Origin of the sequence: Ureibacillus galli (genome assembly GCF_014836845.1) — a bacterium.
In the GTDB taxonomy this organism is placed as follows: domain Bacteria; phylum Bacillota; class Bacilli; order Bacillales_A; family Planococcaceae; genus Ureibacillus; species Ureibacillus galli.
This window is the reverse complement of sequence record NZ_JACSQA010000014.1, coordinates 20,403-36,390: the sequence shown is the minus strand read 5'-3', so window position 1 is coordinate 36,390 and position 15,988 is coordinate 20,403. Positions and strand designations below refer to the sequence as shown.

The 15,988-nt window shown below is 36.0% G+C and carries 12 protein-coding genes and 1 other annotated feature; of the genes, 2 read left to right on the top strand and 10 right to left on the bottom strand.

All coding sequences use genetic code 11. From position 1 onward, the window contains the following. Positions 1–12 precede the first annotated feature (12 nt). Positions 13–1,623, bottom strand: coding sequence for a putative polysaccharide biosynthesis protein (locus H9636_RS10450; protein ID WP_191707554.1), 1,611 nt, complete (start codon positions 1,621–1,623; stop codon positions 13–15). 241 nt (positions 1,624–1,864) lie between these two features. On the opposite strand from H9636_RS10450, the gene H9636_RS10445 reads away from it, so the two are divergent. Next, positions 1,865–3,121 carry a BaiN/RdsA family NAD(P)/FAD-dependent oxidoreductase gene (locus tag H9636_RS10445; RefSeq protein WP_191707553.1) on the top strand — a complete coding sequence of 419 codons (1,257 nt, stop codon included), beginning with the start codon at positions 1,865–1,867 and terminating at the stop codon, positions 3,119–3,121. Positions 3,122–3,203: 82 nt separating this feature from the next. On the opposite strand, the gene H9636_RS10440 is transcribed toward H9636_RS10445, so the two are convergent. The 9 genes from H9636_RS10440 to H9636_RS10400 all read right to left on the bottom strand — a co-directional run bounded on the left by H9636_RS10440 (position 3,204) and on the right by H9636_RS10400 (position 14,865). Further along, positions 3,204–3,803, bottom strand: coding sequence for an NAD(P)-binding protein (locus tag H9636_RS10440; protein ID WP_191707552.1), 600 nt, complete (start codon positions 3,801–3,803; stop codon positions 3,204–3,206). 56 nt (positions 3,804–3,859) lie between these two features. Then, positions 3,860–5,581: an assimilatory sulfite reductase (NADPH) hemoprotein subunit gene (gene cysI, locus H9636_RS10435; RefSeq protein WP_191707551.1), complete on the bottom strand. Its 1,722-nt coding sequence runs from the start codon at positions 5,579–5,581 to the stop codon at positions 3,860–3,862. A gap of 13 nt (positions 5,582–5,594) precedes the next feature. Then, positions 5,595–7,412: an assimilatory sulfite reductase (NADPH) flavoprotein subunit gene (locus H9636_RS10430; RefSeq protein ID WP_191707550.1), complete on the bottom strand. Its 1,818-nt coding sequence runs from the start codon at positions 7,410–7,412 to the stop codon at positions 5,595–5,597. A 23-nt stretch (positions 7,413–7,435) separates the two neighbouring features. Beyond that, positions 7,436–7,582 carry a YezD family protein gene (locus H9636_RS10425; RefSeq protein WP_191707549.1) on the bottom strand — a complete coding sequence of 49 codons (147 nt, stop codon included), beginning with the start codon at positions 7,580–7,582 and terminating at the stop codon, positions 7,436–7,438. Then, on the bottom strand, positions 7,575–8,333 hold the full coding sequence (locus H9636_RS10420; protein ID WP_191707548.1) for a sirohydrochlorin chelatase: 759 nt from the start codon (positions 8,331–8,333) through the stop codon (positions 7,575–7,577). The genes H9636_RS10425 and H9636_RS10420 overlap by 8 nt, the downstream gene beginning before the upstream one ends. Positions 8,334–8,350: 17 nt before the next feature. Next, positions 8,351–9,118 carry a uroporphyrinogen-III C-methyltransferase gene (gene cobA, locus H9636_RS10415; protein WP_191707547.1) on the bottom strand — a complete coding sequence of 256 codons (768 nt, stop codon included), beginning with the start codon at positions 9,116–9,118 and terminating at the stop codon, positions 8,351–8,353. A gap of 193 nt (positions 9,119–9,311) precedes the next feature. Then, a complete protein-coding gene (locus tag H9636_RS10410; RefSeq protein WP_191707546.1) occupies positions 9,312–10,514 on the bottom strand; it encodes an MFS transporter in 1,203 nt (400 codons plus the stop codon). Positions 10,515–10,691: 177 nt separating this feature from the next. Next, on the bottom strand, positions 10,692–13,106 hold the full coding sequence (gene leuS, locus H9636_RS10405) for a leucine--tRNA ligase (protein ID WP_191707545.1): 2,415 nt from the start codon (positions 13,104–13,106) through the stop codon (positions 10,692–10,694). A 274-nt stretch (positions 13,107–13,380) separates the two neighbouring features. Next, positions 13,381–13,596, bottom strand: a binding site (T-box leader). Positions 13,597–13,674: 78 nt separating this feature from the next. Next, on the bottom strand, positions 13,675–14,865 hold the full coding sequence (locus H9636_RS10400; protein ID WP_191707544.1) for an MDR family MFS transporter: 1,191 nt from the start codon (positions 14,863–14,865) through the stop codon (positions 13,675–13,677). Between the two features lie 156 nt (positions 14,866–15,021). Between H9636_RS10400 and H9636_RS10395 the strand changes: the two genes are divergently transcribed. Beyond that, positions 15,022–15,984 (top strand): TIGR01212 family radical SAM protein, encoded by a 963-nt coding sequence (locus H9636_RS10395; protein WP_191707543.1) that lies wholly within the window; start codon positions 15,022–15,024, stop codon positions 15,982–15,984. Positions 15,985–15,988 lie beyond the last annotated feature (4 nt).

Here is a 15,988-nt window from a genome sequence, read left to right as displayed (position 1 = left end):
GAGAGACTCCCCCTATTTAAATCCAAGTTTATTGCCTAATTTGGCAAATCGTTCGCCTAAAAGTTTTTGTGCAAGTCCTAATCGGAAGGAAGCATATCCATAAATAATAACTCCGACGCCAACACAAATAAGTAAATAAAGAGCTGTTATTCCTTTATTAGACGGTTCTGCAATGATATATAATAATTTATTTGTAGCGATGACGGCAACGCACATAATAAACGTTAAAATACTAATTAACAATGTTCTTCTAAATACGACTTTCGAGCGATAATGTAAAACTTTATGAATAACAGCGATGTTAATTATAATTGTTACAATATATCCAATCGCCGTAGCAAGTATCGCGCCATCTACTTCCATCACTTTAATAAGCGGTGTATTGAGCATAAGTTTTATTAATAATCCAGTTAATAAACTAAAAATAATCCATTTTTGATAATCGATTCCTTGTAGAATAGCAGCTGTTACAGAGAACAGTGCAAAAAGAATAGCCAATGGTGCATAGTGAGCTAAAACTTCAGCTCCCATTTCGCTTTGTTCATAAAGTACATGGTATATATCTGGCGCTAAAACCGCAATTCCGAAACTTGCTGGTACCGTTATAAATAATAAAATTTGATACGTTTTGTCCATCGAATGATGGAGGACTCCATATTCCCCTAAAGTAAAGTGTTTCGTAATCGTCGGAATTAAAGCCATTGAAAAACCTGTCGCAAGCATCACGGGAATAATGACAATTTTTTGCGTTGTGAAATTCAACATGGTTAAATACGTATCTGTCACTTTTGCTAAACCAATGGAAATCATCGCACTATTAAAAGTTAACATATCGAGTAATTGGAATAAGGAGTTGGACATTCCTACGAACACAATTGGAATCGAGTATTGAATAATTTCTTTGTATATATCTTTATACGAAAGTTCTCCAGAAGAAACATTACTAAGTAAAAGGGTATTCATTTCTGGTTTTAATTTTTTCCAATAGAAATATAAAACAACTAAACCACCTAGAGCACCAACAAACGCTGCAAATACAGCAAACTTAATGGCAGTTTCCGTTTTTCCATCCAATAGTACGACGACGATAAACGAACCGCCTAGTAAAACAATAATACGTACGATTTGCTCAACTAATTGGGAAACCGAAGTAGGCATGTAATGATTATATCCTTGGAAAAATCCTCTTATTAAACTCATAATCGGTACTGCTAGTAATGCGTAACTAACCCAACGAATAACGGACGCAATTTGTTCAACAGAATAAATTTGTTCATCATCCTCTATAACGATATTCGCTATCGGATTTGCTAACAAATTGAGGAAAATAAATGACACAACTCCTGTAATGAGCATGACAGAAAATCCAGATTTAAAAAGTCTTCTACCTGCTTCATAATCTCCTATTGCATTATATTTAGAAACAAATTTTGAAACCGCAATCGGTAGACCTGATATCGCAATAGAAAGCATAATGTTATAAGGTATATAGGCGTATTGGTATAATCCAATATTTTCTTCGCCAACAATGGAATAGAACGGGAAAACATAAACTAAACCAAGGACTTTCGATAAAAACAAGCCGATTGTTAAAATCGCAGTACCTTTCATTAATGAAGACATAAAAACATTCCAATCTTTATGAAATTAATAAGAATAAAGTATGTATATATTTGAAAAATAAAAGTCGACTGAAATAGTCGACGATTTCAAACAAATATTGTTTCGAAAACGAATCTACATGTTAGTTTACATGTGAAAGTCGATTAACTCAAATAGTTTCTCCATAATTATGTATAATGTGTAGAGTAAGCTATTGAAATGAACAAAAACGAACAATTAAATGAAGAAAGTGAGACGAACTATGTTTGATGTAATCGTAATTGGTGGCGGTCCATCGGGATTGATGGCGGCAATTGCTGCTGGTGAACAACATAAAAAAGTACTATTAATTGAAAAAGGAAACAAACTTGGAAAAAAACTTGCAATTTCAGGCGGTGGACGATGTAATGTAACGAATCGATTATCCGTAGATGAAATTATACAACATATTCCCGGAAATGGTCGCTTTTTATATAGTCCATTTACCGTTTATAATAATGAAAATATTATTGAATTTTTTGAAGGATTTGGTGTCCATTTAAAAGAAGAGGACCATGGTCGGATGTTTCCTGTATCAAACCGGGCTCAAGACGTAGTGGATGCCCTCGTTAACGAGCTAAAGAAGCTCCACGTTGAAATTCGGCTTCAAACAGCAGTCAGTAAATTATTAATGGATGATGAAAAAATTTTAGGTGTTCGTTTAACGGATGGAACTGAACTTTTATCAAAAACAGTCGTAGTTGCTGTCGGCGGTAAAGCTGTTCCTCAAACAGGATCAACGGGAGATGGCTATCCTTGGGCAGAACGGGCAGGTCATACAGTTACCGAACTTTACCCTACTGAAGTTCCTGTAAAATCCAATGAACCTTTTATTCAATCTAGACAGTTACAAGGTTTAGCTTTACGGGACGTTGCTGTATCCGTATTAAATAAAAAAGGAAAACCGATTGTGACACATCAAATGGACATGCTATTTACCCACTTTGGTGTGAGCGGTCCTGCCATATTACGGTGTAGCCAATTTATTGTAAAAGAACGTAAGAAAAATGGCCATGCTCCTGTGAAACTTCGAATTCAAACGTTAACAAATTATAACGAAGAAACATGCCTACAATATTTGAACAAACTTTCTAAGGAAGACCCAAAAAAGGCAGTGAAAAATAGTTGGAAATCCGTTGCTCCTGAAAGATGGTTATTATTTTTAATGGAGCGGGTTGCCATAGATCCATCCAAAACAGCAGCAGAAATTTCCCAAGAAAAAATTCGCGAGCTGGCACGGGAGCTTGTTAGTTTTACAATGGATGTACATGGTACTTTACCATTGGAAAAAGCCTTTGTCACTGGTGGCGGTGTTTCAGTTAAGGAAATTGAACCAAAAACTATGGCTTCCAAAATGAAAAAAGGTTTATTTTTCTGTGGTGAAATTTTAGATATTCACGGTTACACCGGTGGATACAACATTACGAGCGCTCTGGTTACCGGAAGGATCGCTGGAATGAGTGCCGGTTCATTTGAATAAACACTCAAAGCAAAAAGTACAATCCAGTTGAACTGGATTGTACTTTTTTATTATTTTTCCATCAGGAAAATTTTACCTGAATTTAAAATAAATTTTCAAGGAATAATTCCCTTTCCACTTCATTTTTACGGAAACGGTCTTGCAATAGTTCATGTAATAAAAATAATTTTCTTTTTTCATCCAAAACGTTTGTTTTAATTTTTTGGCGTGCCTTTTGGAGGAAAAGTAAATAATCATCATAACTATCATCTAAAAAACTCATTATATCTTGCTTGATCTGTTTTGCTAATAGAGGACTCGCTCCTTCTGTCGAAATCGCAATTTTTAACATCCCATGGTCTAAATATGCCATATTAAAAAAATTGCTATCGATAGGAGAATCTACCACATTAATAAGTTGGTTGTCCAAGCAACCATCCTTCACTTGTTCATTTACATGATGTTCATTCGTTGCTGCAATAACTAAAAAAGCGTTTTCTGTATCCCCTTCTTTAAAAGGACGTTTTACCCACTCGATTTCACCATTTACAGCGTATGTATTTAACTTATCCGTAATTTCTGGACTAATCACAACTATTTTCGCTTTTTGCTGCAATAGTTTCTCCGTTTTTTGAGTCGCAACTTTCCCACCACCAATGATTACGACTTGCTTATTTTCTAAATTCACCATAATTGGATACATAAAATCTCCCCTTTATAGAAAAAGATAGGTTGCAAACAAGCAACCTATCTTCACTTTTAAACTTGATTATGGAATTGACGACCATCCGTTACAGCTTCTACATATCCTGCACGAATAACGAAATCACCAAAATGTTCTCCCGTTAAACGTTCTTTCGCATAATGTTCGATAATAGGTCGAAGAGTTGCTAAAATTTCCTCTTCCCCAATATTTTCTTTATACATTTTATTTAATCTGGAACCTGTATGGCTCGCACCTAAGTAAAGATTATACTTACCTGGGCCTTTCCCGATAAAGCCAATTTCACCCATTGCAGCTCGAGAACAACCATTAGGACAGCCAGACATACGAATGGTAATATCTTGTTCATGCAAGCCGCTTTCATCAAGAATTGTTTCAATTTTTTCAATTAAAGAAGGTAAATAACGTTCTGCTTCAGCCATCGCTAAACCACATGTTGGTAAAGCTACACAAGCAATGGAATTTCGACGTAATGCCGAATACTTATCACTATCAGTTAAATGGTATTTTTCAATAATTTCATCGATTGCCTTTTTCGCTCTCGGTCCAACATTTGCAATAACTACATTTTGATTACCAGTAAAACGGAACTCTCCTTTATGGATTTGGGCGATTTCACGTAACGCTGTTTTTAATGGATAGTTATCAAAATCTTTCACACGGCCATTTTGGATAAATAACGTAAAATGATATTTTCCATCTTCACCTTTAATCCAGCCAAAACGATCGCCCGTATGTTCAAAAGTATATGGTCTTTCTTCTTCAAACTCATAACCTAATCGATTCTCAATCTCTTTTTTTACATTTTCTAACCCTAATCGGTCAACTGTATATTTAAATCGTGCATATTTACGAACGGAACGATTTCCATAATCCCGTTGTACCGTCATTATTTTTTCACATGCATCGACAACTTTATCCTTTGGGATATAACCGATTAAACGGCTTAGTTGTGGATACGTTGCTGTATCTCCATGGGTCATTCCCATACCACCACCAATGGCGACATTAAAACCGATTAACTCATCATTTTCTACGACGGCAATTAAACCGATATCTTGTGAAAATACATCCACATCATTTGCCGGTGGAATGGCAATGGCAATTTTAAATTTACGAGGTAAGTAAAGTGCCCCATAAATTGGTTCCTGTTCTTCTTGGGTATCTACAATTTTTTCTTTATCTAACCAGATTTCATAATATGCATTGGAACGTGGTAATAAATGCTCACTAATTTTTGAAGATAATTCAAAAATTTCTTGATGCAATTTGGATTGATAAGGATTTGCATTACACATAACATTTCGGTTTACATCCCCACATGCAGCATACGTATCAAATAAAACACTATTCAATTCTTGCATATGTTTTTTCATATTCCATTTTAAAATACCGTGAAATTGAACTGTTTGGCGAGTTGTAATTTTAAAGGATTGATTGCCATAACGGTCTGATAATTCATCTAATTTTAACCATTGGGTCGGCGTTGCAACACCACCTGGCATACGAACACGAACCATAAATTGATAAGCAGGTTCAAGCTTTTGTCGTTCCCGTTCCTGACGAACATCCCGATCATCTTGCAAATAACTTCCATGGAACTTCATTAAACGGTTATCCCAATCTGAAATTCCTGCACTTAGTTCATCTTCCATCGATTCCGCCAATGTACCGCGTAAATAATTACTTTCAGCTTTTATTTCTTCCACATCACTTGGTTTACCTTCTTGAGGCGGTAATACTATTTTTTCTACCATGCGTACTTCCCCCTTAGTATACATCCCGTTGATAACGTTTTTCTTTTCGTAAATTGTCTAAATACGCTTTTGCTTCTTCTTCTGTTTTATTTCCTTGTTCCGCAATGATATGTAGCAATGTATTATGAACATCCACAGCCATTGAGTTTTTATCCCCACATACGTAGAAAACTGCTCCTTGCTCTAACCAATCATATATTTCTGCCGCATGTTTTTGCATTTTATGTTGTACATACACTTTTTCAGCTTTATCCCGAGAAAAGGCAACATCTAATTTCGTTAATACGCCCGATTTTAACCAGCTTTGCCATTCAGTTTGGTATAAAAAGTCTGTCGTGAAATGCTGATCGCCAAAGAATAACCAGTTTTTCCCTTCAGCTCCCCGCTCTTCCCTTTCTTGAATAAAGGAACGGAACGGTGCAACGCCTGTGCCAGGACCTACCATAATAATAGGTGTATCATCTGAAGGTAATTTAAAGTTCGGATTACGTTGGACATAAACACGTACTTTATCACCGATTTCTAAACGATCTGCTACTTGCGTTGAACAAACTCCTAATCGCTGTCTACCATCTACTTCATAGCGAACTGTACCGATTGTGACATGGACTTCATCTGGATATGCCGCTAAACTGCTGGAAATAGAATATTGTCTTGCAGGTATTTTTCTTAATAGGTTCACAAAACTTTGTTCGTCCCAACTAAATGGTCCGAATGTTTGGACAACATCTAATAAATCACGGCCATGTGTATACTGTTTAAATAAGTCTCGATTAGCAAGTAACCCATGGAATTTTTCGTTGACTGTAAAGTCCCCAATTTTTTGCATTACCGGCTTTGAAAGCACTGTAATTTCAAGAATATCTGTTAACGCTTCTTTTAATGAAATTGTTTTGTCATCCACTGTTACTTTCGTATCTGGATTAAAATGTAACGCAGTAAGTAATGAATCAACCAAGTTTTCATTGTTCGTCGGGAAGATGGCTAAACTATCACCCGGTTCAAAAGTGATACCTGAATTTTCAAGGGATATTTCCAAATGAATCGTTTCTTTGTTCGACCCACGACCGTTTAAATTAATTTTCTCTAATACTTCCGCCGTATATGGATTTTTACGAGAATATTCAGTAGTTGTTGCGAGCACTGTAGGAGCCGCTTCTTGTACTGTTTGCTCACTGATTTCTCCCTCTTGCAATTTCGCTTTTACTTTATCAAACCATTTTGCAGCTGGCTCATCATACTCTAGATCACAATCCACCCGCTCAACGAATCTTTTAGCACCGAGCTTTTCTAACTGCTCATCGAAATCTTTTCCTGTTTTGCAGAAAAATTCATAGGAGCTATCCCCTAATGACAACACAGCAAATTTCACATGCTCCAATTTAGGGGCACGATTTCCAAATAAGAAACGATGGAACATGATAGCATTATCCGGCGGCTCCCCTTCCCCATGGGTACTTGCAATGACAAGTAAATGATCAACTTTTTTTAATGCGTTTGTTTTAAAGTCACTCATAGAAGAAACGTTTACATCAAAACCAGCTTGTTGTAATTGTTCTCCAAATTTTTTCGCTAACCCACCCGCATTACCTGTTTGTGATGCATATAGAATTGTAATATGTTTCTTCACGTTAGCAGGAGTAGATATAACAGCACTATTAGGGACTGCTTGATTTCCTTCAGTTGCAACTTCACCAGCTTGCACTGATACGACTGCGCTTAAATATCCAGTTAACCATACTTTTTGGTTGTGTGATAAATTCGCTAAAACTTCATTTAATTGCTTCACTTGTTGTTCGGTAAAAGGGCTATTGGTTACTTCTAACTTCACTTACGACACACCTCTTTGCTTAATTATTTTAATCGGATTTTTTCATTTTTTTCGATTTGAACAATTGTATTGTCTTGAACAATTAATGTAATAGAACCGTAATTCATTGTCGTTAGCATTTTTTTTATATTCTCAATTGCTTGCTCAAAATTCGCCTGTTTTTTATCCATTCGAGACACTCTCCCTATATGAATATATTGTTTCTTTAACACGCTCTATTAATACTTGTCGAACGTTTTCGTCATACCCTAAACAGTCACATAATACGACTTGATTTGCTAAATAACCTTGCTGTTCAATTTTCTTTTGAATCCCTATTTTTAATAATCCGGTAAATAAAAGATACGGTACGATATAAACTGGTTTATGCCGTTCCTTTTTTAATTGCTCTAATGTTTTTTCAAAGGATGGCCCTTTACCATATAAAAAACAAACATCCACCTTTGAGTAGTGATACCGGCTTTGAAGAGTATCCGCAATTAATCGGAGATCTAGTTCCACACTTGGGTCACTGCTTCCACGTCCAATTAGTAAAATATCAATCTCACGATTATTTTTAGCCCCCTTTTCCAACACTCTTTCATGGAGGCTTTCTATCAACTTTTCATGTATTCCAAAAGGTCTTCCAAAGGTAAAGGTGATATCGGGATATCGTTCTTTTGCTTTGTTTATTTCAATGGGGATATCTTGTTTGGCATGATTAGCAGTTAACAGTAGAATTGGAACGACAGCAATGTGTGTTGCTCCTTTCGCAACACATGCTTCAACTCCCTCTACAATCGAAGGGGCAGCTAATTCTAGAAAACAAATTTCTTGGATAGCTATATTAATTTTTGGTTTTACAGTTTCTATAAATTCAATTGCTTCATCTATACCGGCTTTTACACGGCTACCATGGGCAACATATAATACAGCTTGCATGATCATCCCCTCCTTGTTTAAATCGATACTTCATGTAAAGGTTTTGATTGTTCAAACCAGGCGATTTTTTCATGCATTTTTACAACTTCTCCAACGATAATCATGCTAGGATTTTGAATTTCCTCTTTATTCGCAATTTCTACAATCGTTTCCAATGTTCCTGTTATCGTTTTTTGAAATTCTGTTGTTCCCCAATGAATTAATGCGACAGGTGTTTGTGGATTACGCTTATACTTCATAAGCTGTTCCGTAATATAGGGTAAATTACCAACCCCCATATAAATTGCGAGGGTATCAACCGATTCTGCCAGACCCTTCCACTGAATGGAATCATCCTTTCCTTCACGCATATGGCCCGTTACGATAGCAAAACTAGACCCTAGATCACGATGGGTAACTGGGATTCCAGCATAAGCCGGTGCGGCAACACCCGAAGTGATGCCTGGTACGATTTCAAACGGGATACCAGCTTCCACTAACACTTCTGCTTCTTCTGCACCTCGCCCAAACACAAATGGATCCCCGCCTTTTAAACGGGTTACTATTTTCCCTTTGCTAGCATGTTGAACGAGTAATTTATGAATCCGCTCTTGAATAACACCATGCAATTTTGGTAACTTACCAACGAAAATTAATTCTGCATTTGGTTTTGCATATTCCAATAGTTCTTTATTCACTAGACGGTCGTAAAGAATGACATCGGCTTGTTGAATACATTTCAACCCTTTAACAGTAATTAAATCGACACTTCCTGGTCCTGCTCCAACAATATATACTTTTCCCATTACGAACCCTCCACACGTAAACACTTTCCATTTCAAAAAAGTGTGAATATTATCTTAATAATAAACATACTAATCTTATTGGTCAACTATGTTTTTAAGTTAAAAGACTTTTTAAAAGATTAAAAAATTAATATGATATTATTAATAAACGATTTTATTCAATAAAAAAGGAATGAATCATTTGATTCATTCCTTATTGGAAGCTTTTTAATGTTAACCTTTTATATCTTACGAATATAAATAAGGCAGCAATTATCCCGATAACAGCGATAAACCCATCAAAAATAAATATAAAATTAATCGCTCCTCTTTCAGCAATCGCACCAGTAATAAGTGGCATGACAACGGATGCTACACTGGATGCTGTCGCAACTAAACCTGTTACAGTCCCCTTTCTCATCCAAAATAACTCGGTCATTAAAGTAATCGCAAGTTGAAGTACCCCAGCTGTTGAGAAGCCTAAGAAAAAGGAGGCCATTGTAATAATAGAAGGTTCTTTAATCGTTAAAATAACGGCAACGGTTATTACCGTAATCATTGGATAAACAATCAAAATCGTTGTTGCCTTTATTTTATTGCCTAAAACAAAAGCCAATGCTAATACTGAAACAACCGATCCGATACTATAGTAACTTAGTAATTTCACCGCTTCATTTGTTGCCATAAAGACAGCTTCTTGCCCATAGCTCGGCAACCAAATTTGAGCTACAGTAAATAGGGCAGTCGATGTAAATCCAATAACTATTAACGATAAGCCTTCTTTTAATAATTTCGGTTCCGAGTTAAATTTTGCGATTGATTTAACTGATTCCTCATTGTCTTCTATTTTAACTTCATTTCCTTTTGGAAACGTGGACAACAGTAAAATCATCATATTGAAAAGATAAATAATGGCCAGTAAGAAAAAGGAATAACCGAAGAATAAATGATTATCGGCTAAAAATAAAATAATAAACGGCAAAATCGTTGCACCTGTCGACATAAAAGCTTTTACGAGTACATTCGCTGAACCCGATTTTTTCGTAAAGATTTCAACTAATGCCGGGTAGGAACCAGCATCCATCGCTGCATTTGCCACACCAGCTAAAAGAGCAAATAGAAAGGCTAACTTATAATTCGGTAATAATGGAATACTAACTAAAAACACTGCCATAAATAAGCTGGCAAATATTAATAATGGTTTTCTTCCAATCTTGTCAGATAAAACTCCTAAACTACTATATGTTAAAAGTTTTCCAAATCCGATGGCAGCTATAATGTAACTAATAACCGTACTAGTTGTACCCCATTTTTCCGTCAAACTTTCCATATTCGAGGAAAGGATGATATTCACCATTCCTAACAAAAAGTAATTACTATATAAACCTATTGCGGCTTTCATATACGTATTTTTCATTGTATTCTCCTAACCAATCGCACTTCAGCGCTTTAAAGTGTTGAACTTAGTTTAACATATTTGAATAAACAATCGAAATAGTTTTTTTGAAAGTTAGAAGATTATCATTTTCCCTAATTTAAATACAAAAATGCCTCAAATATATGTGAATGATATATTTGAGGCAGAATAAAGGATTTATTTTACAACAATATTTACTAGTTTACCTGGTACCGCAATTACTTTAACGATTTGTTTTCCATCTGTAAACTCTTTTACTTTTTCGTCCGCTTTTGCTATTTCTTCAAGTTGTTCTTTTGAAACATCTTTTGCCACTTTCACTTTTGAACGTAGTTTACCATTTACTTGTACGACCACTTCTACTTCATCATCGACAAGTTTTGATTCATCATACGTAGGCCATGCTGCATAAGTAAGTGTTTCTGTATGACCAAGTATTTCCCATAACTCTTCTGATACGTGTGGTGCAATCGGTGCTAATAATTTCACGAAGCCTTCAGCATATTCCATCGGGAAGGTATCAGCTTTATAACACTCATTAATAAATACCATCATTTGAGAAATGGCTGTATTGAAACGAAGATGTTCATAATCCTCTGTCACTTTTTTCACCGTTTGATGATATGCCTTTTCTAGAGCTGCATCAGAACTATTTTGTATTTTTTCTGATAGCTTTCCTTCATCCGTTGTATATAGACGCCAAATTCGATCTAAGAAACGACGTGCACCGTCAAGACCATTCGTTGACCATGCAACAGAAGCATCAAGTGGTCCCATAAACATTTCATATAAACGAAGTGTATCGGCACCATGACTTTTAATAATATCATCAGGGTTTACAACATTCCCTTTAGATTTTGACATTTTTTCGTTACCTTCACCTAAAATCATTCCTTGGTTGAATAATTTTTGGAATGGCTCTTTTGTTGGGACCACACCTAAATCATATAGTACTTTGTGCCAGAAACGAGCATAAAGTAAATGAAGTACTGCATGTTCTTGCCCACCAATGTATATATCCACTGGTAACCAACGTTTTAATAATTCTGAATCAGCAATAGCTTTATCATTTTTCGGATCGATATAACGTAAGTAATACCAACTAGAACCAGCCCATTGTGGCATTGTATTCGTTTCACGACGACCCTTTTTCCCAGTTACAGGATCTACTACATTCACCCATTCATCAATGTTAGCTAATGGAGATTCCCCTGTACCAGAAGGGCGAATGTTCGAAGTTTTTGGAAGTACTAATGGAAGTTCCTCTTCAGACAAAGTAGTCATTGTACCATCTTCCCAATGGATAACAGGAATTGGTTCTCCCCAATACCGTTGACGTGAGAATAACCAGTCACGTAAACGGTATGTTACTTTCTTTTCTCCTACACCTTTTTCCTCTAGCCATTCAATTGCTTTTGCAATTCCATCAGCTTTATTTAAACCGTTTAAGAAATCGGAATTAATATGTGCACCATCACCAGTAAAGGCTTCATTTTTAATATTTCCACCTTCAAGTACTGGTATGATTTCTAGACCAAATTCTTTCGCAAACTCATAATCACGTTCATCATGAGCTGGTACTGCCATAATAGCACCAGTTCCATAGGAAGCTAATACATAGTCAGCAATCCAAATCGGTATTTGCTTACCATTAATTGGATTAACTGCATAAGCACCTGTAAATACACCTGTTTTTTCTTTCGCTAAATCAGTACGTTCCAGATCAGACTTCATTTTCACTTTTTCTAGATATTCATCGACCGCTTGACGTTGTTCGGCAGTCGTAATTTCTTCAACTAATTTATGCTCTGGTGCTAACACACAATAGGTTGCACCAAATAACGTATCAGGGCGAGTTGTGAATACTTCAAAGTTTTTCTCTGTACCGGCTACGGTAAATTTCACCTCGGCACCTTCAGAACGACCAATCCAGTTACGTTGCATATCTTTAATCGATTCTGGCCAATCTACCTCTTCTAAATCGTCAAGTAGACGGTCAGCATATTTTGTTATACGTAATACCCATTGACGCATAGGACGTCGTTCTACAGGATGGCCACCACGCTCAGATTTACCATCGATGACTTCTTCGTTCGCTAGTACTGTTCCAAGAGCAGGACACCAGTTAACAGGAATTTCATCTACGTAAGCTAAATCCATTTCAACTAATTTAGTAAAAATCCATTGCGTCCATTTATAGTAATCTGGATCTGTCGTATTAATTTCCCGATCCCAATCATAAGAAAATCCTAATTCTTGAATTTGTCTTTTAAATGTTGCAATATTTTTTGCTGTAAATTCAGCTGGATCGTTACCTGTATCTAATGCATATTGTTCAGCCGGAAGACCAAAGGCATCCCACCCCATCGGATGAAGAACATCATATCCTTGCATACGTTTAAAGCGGGAAATAATATCTGTTGCTGTATATCCTTCCGGGTGTCCTACATGTAAACCTGCACCAGAAGGGTAAGGGAACATATCCATTGCATAAAATTTAGGTTTGGATTCGTCATTTAATGTTTTAAATGATTTTTTCGCTTCCCAATATTGTTGCCATTTTTTTTCGATTTGTTGATGATTAAAACTCATGAGCATATTTCCTCCTTTTTTTGTTTTCTGAAATAATCATTCGACATGAAGAAAAGTTAAATAAGGTCAAAAAGCTATATAATAAGTAGATTATCCTAGAAAAGGAAATAATAAACAAATAGACCTTGGAGTACATTGGTAACTAGATTTTTTAAAATGCAAACTGTAAAACAGTATAAACACTAGTGAAAATAGGGCTTAAGTCTACAAAATAATTATGAAGATGAAGTTGACGAAATATTTAAAAAATAAAAAAACCCGCCCCTTTATTAATAAAAGGGACGAGAGATATTTGCAAACTCCCGCGGTACCACCCACATTAGTGACACTACACTCAGCTCTAATACCTTAACGCGGTATGACGGTTTTAGCTACTCTTTTCACTAAAACAGACTCCAAGGCGAGTTCGATTTATCTACTTACTAGCTTCCACCAACCGCTAGCTCTCTAAAAAGCTTCAAGATCTACTATTCCTTCTCATAGTCGTACTTTTTTATTATTTTATTCATTTTAATGGAAATACATAAAATATACAAGTCCCCCAGTTAAATGCCTTTCAGAACAAAAATCACTCTTCATTGGAAATCGAATGGGAGGATTTTTTTATCGGTTTATCATACAGTAAGCATGGGATAATACTAATAATAAACAAACTACATAAAACTAAAATTAGTACGTTCATACTATAGTAATCGACAATCATACCTCCGATAAGTGGACCTATCATTCTTCCGATTGAACCTATACTATTCACAATTCCTTGATATGTTCCTTCTTTACCTTTTGGAGCTAACATATTGGCTATTGTCGGCACAGCTGGCCATACGAATATTTCACCAACTGTTAAAATGACCATAGCTGCTGCAAACATTTTAAAACTATCAGCAAACAAAATAACCGTAAAGGATAACATCATAATGATGACACCGATAACTAATTGCGATTTAATTTGTTTTTCATACTTTTGAACAATCGGGCTAATAATTGGCTGTAGCGTAATAATTAACACGCCATTAATTGTCCAAAGTAAACTATACTCTTTTAAGCTGATGCCCTGTTGTTGTATATAGGTTGAAAGGGTTGTTGCCCATTGGGAATAAGCTACCCATGTTAACAAAAAGCCGCTACTTAAAATAATTAACGAATAGAAATTGGTTTTTGATGTTGACACTTTAACCTTTTCCCCACTATTACTTTTTTCCGTTTCCACCTTTGGAACAATATCTCGATAAGTGAAAACAGCTAAAAGTAGAAAAACAATATACAAAGCTAAATTGGAAATAAATAAATAATCAAAACTCTTTTCGGCAATAGGTCCTGCCAATGCTGGTCCTACCGCCACACCTAAATTTTGAGCAAGATAGATGGCATTAAATCCTTTTCTCCCACCTTCTGGCCAAACGGATCCTACCAATGCAAAGATAGAAGGAATGACAATACCACTTCCGAAGCCCATAATCGTTAAAAACCAAACATAATAAGGCCAACCATGCCAGAACGTAATCCCAATTAAAGAAATAACGGTTATGATAATGCCAAGCATAATCGATTTATAACCACCAAGTTTATCGAATAAATGACCGCCCGCTAAGTTCCCTAATACAGTTGCCCCTGCATTGATCATTAATACAAGCCCTGCAACTGATAAAGATTGTCCTAAATGATCGTGCATATAAATTGTATTTAATGGCCATAGAAATGAGCTACCCGTTATATTTATAAAGGTCCCAATAACTAACAGCCATACCTTTTTAGGCATATGAATACCTCCAAAACTCTTTTTCCACAAAGAATAATAGTATTATTCTTTTCCTAGAAGTACAAGAAAAAAGATTAAAGGATGGGTAAAAATTATTGATACAAAATGCACAATACAAAAACCCGTGTTAGAATACTTGGTAGAGGAGTGAATCAAATGATTGAACAACAATTTCCTTTCCCTTCCGACGGGAAACGTTACTATACATGGAACAGATATTTACGAGATGAATTTGGTAAAAAAGTATATAAAGTAGCTTTAGATGCTGGTTTCGATTGTCCGAACCGTGACGGCACTGTTGCGTTTGGCGGCTGTACTTTTTGTAGTGCTGCCGGAAGTGGTGACTTTGCAGGTGATCGGGTCGATCCAATCCCTGTTCAATTTGAAAAAATTAAAGAAAAAATGCAGCATAAATGGAAAGATGGTTTAACTATGGCTTATTTCCAAGCATATACAAATACCCATGCACCGCTACCTGTATTAAAGGAAAAATTTGAAGCGGCTTTAGCTTGCGAGGGCGTTATGGGAATAAGCATTGCTACTCGACCAGACTGTTTACCTGACGACGTTGTAGAATATTTAGCCGAGTTAAATGAGCGAACTTATTTATGGGTGGAATTAGGCTTACAAACGGTTCATGAGAAAACTGCAAATCTAATTAACCGCGCCCATGATTACGCAACTTATGTAGAAGGTGTCGAAAAACTACGTAAACATAACATTCGAGTTTGTACACATATCATTAACGGTTTACCGTTAGAAGATTACGATATGATGATGGAAACAGCCCGCGAAGTGGCAAAATTGGACGTACAAGGAATAAAAATTCATCTTCTTCATTTACTAAAAGGAACTCCGTTAGTAAAACAGTACGAAAAAGGTATGTTGGAATTTCTTGAAAAAGACCAATACATTAAACTTGTAGCGGATCAATTAGAAGTTATTCCACCTGAAATGATTGTCCATCGTATTACAGGTGATGGTCCGATTGATTTAATGATTGGCCCAATGTGGAGCGTTAATAAATGGGAAGTTTTAAACGGTATCGATGCTGAACTTGAACGTCGCGGAAGTTGGCAAGGAAAATTTTATGTTCCATCCAAAACTCAAATTGTTTGATGGA

What these genes read in the sequence shown, in the direction of transcription:
- H9636_RS10450 (WP_191707554.1), bottom strand. Translation starts at nt 1,623, where the DNA reads ATGTCTTCATTAATGAAAGGTACTGCGATTTTAACAATCGGCTTGTTT.
- H9636_RS10445 (WP_191707553.1), top strand. Translation starts at nt 1,865, where the DNA reads ATGTTTGATGTAATCGTAATTGGTGGCGGTCCATCGGGATTGATGGCG.
- H9636_RS10440 (WP_191707552.1), bottom strand. Translation starts at nt 3,803, where the DNA reads ATGTATCCAATTATGGTGAATTTAGAAAATAAGCAAGTCGTAATCATT.
- cysI (WP_191707551.1), bottom strand. Translation starts at nt 5,581, where the DNA reads ATGGTAGAAAAAATAGTATTACCGCCTCAAGAAGGTAAACCAAGTGAT.
- H9636_RS10425 (WP_191707549.1), bottom strand. Translation starts at nt 7,582, where the DNA reads ATGGATAAAAAACAGGCGAATTTTGAGCAAGCAATTGAGAATATAAAA.
- H9636_RS10420 (WP_191707548.1), bottom strand. Translation starts at nt 8,333, where the DNA reads ATGCAAGCTGTATTATATGTTGCCCATGGTAGCCGTGTAAAAGCCGGT.
- cobA (WP_191707547.1), bottom strand. Translation starts at nt 9,118, where the DNA reads ATGGGAAAAGTATATATTGTTGGAGCAGGACCAGGAAGTGTCGATTTA.
- H9636_RS10410 (WP_191707546.1), bottom strand. Translation starts at nt 10,514, where the DNA reads ATGAAAAATACGTATATGAAAGCCGCAATAGGTTTATATAGTAATTAC.
- leuS (WP_191707545.1), bottom strand. Translation starts at nt 13,106, where the DNA reads ATGAGTTTTAATCATCAACAAATCGAAAAAAAATGGCAACAATATTGG.
- H9636_RS10400 (WP_191707544.1), bottom strand. Translation starts at nt 14,865, where the DNA reads ATGCCTAAAAAGGTATGGCTGTTAGTTATTGGGACCTTTATAAATATA.
- H9636_RS10395 (WP_191707543.1), top strand. Translation starts at nt 15,022, where the DNA reads ATGATTGAACAACAATTTCCTTTCCCTTCCGACGGGAAACGTTACTAT.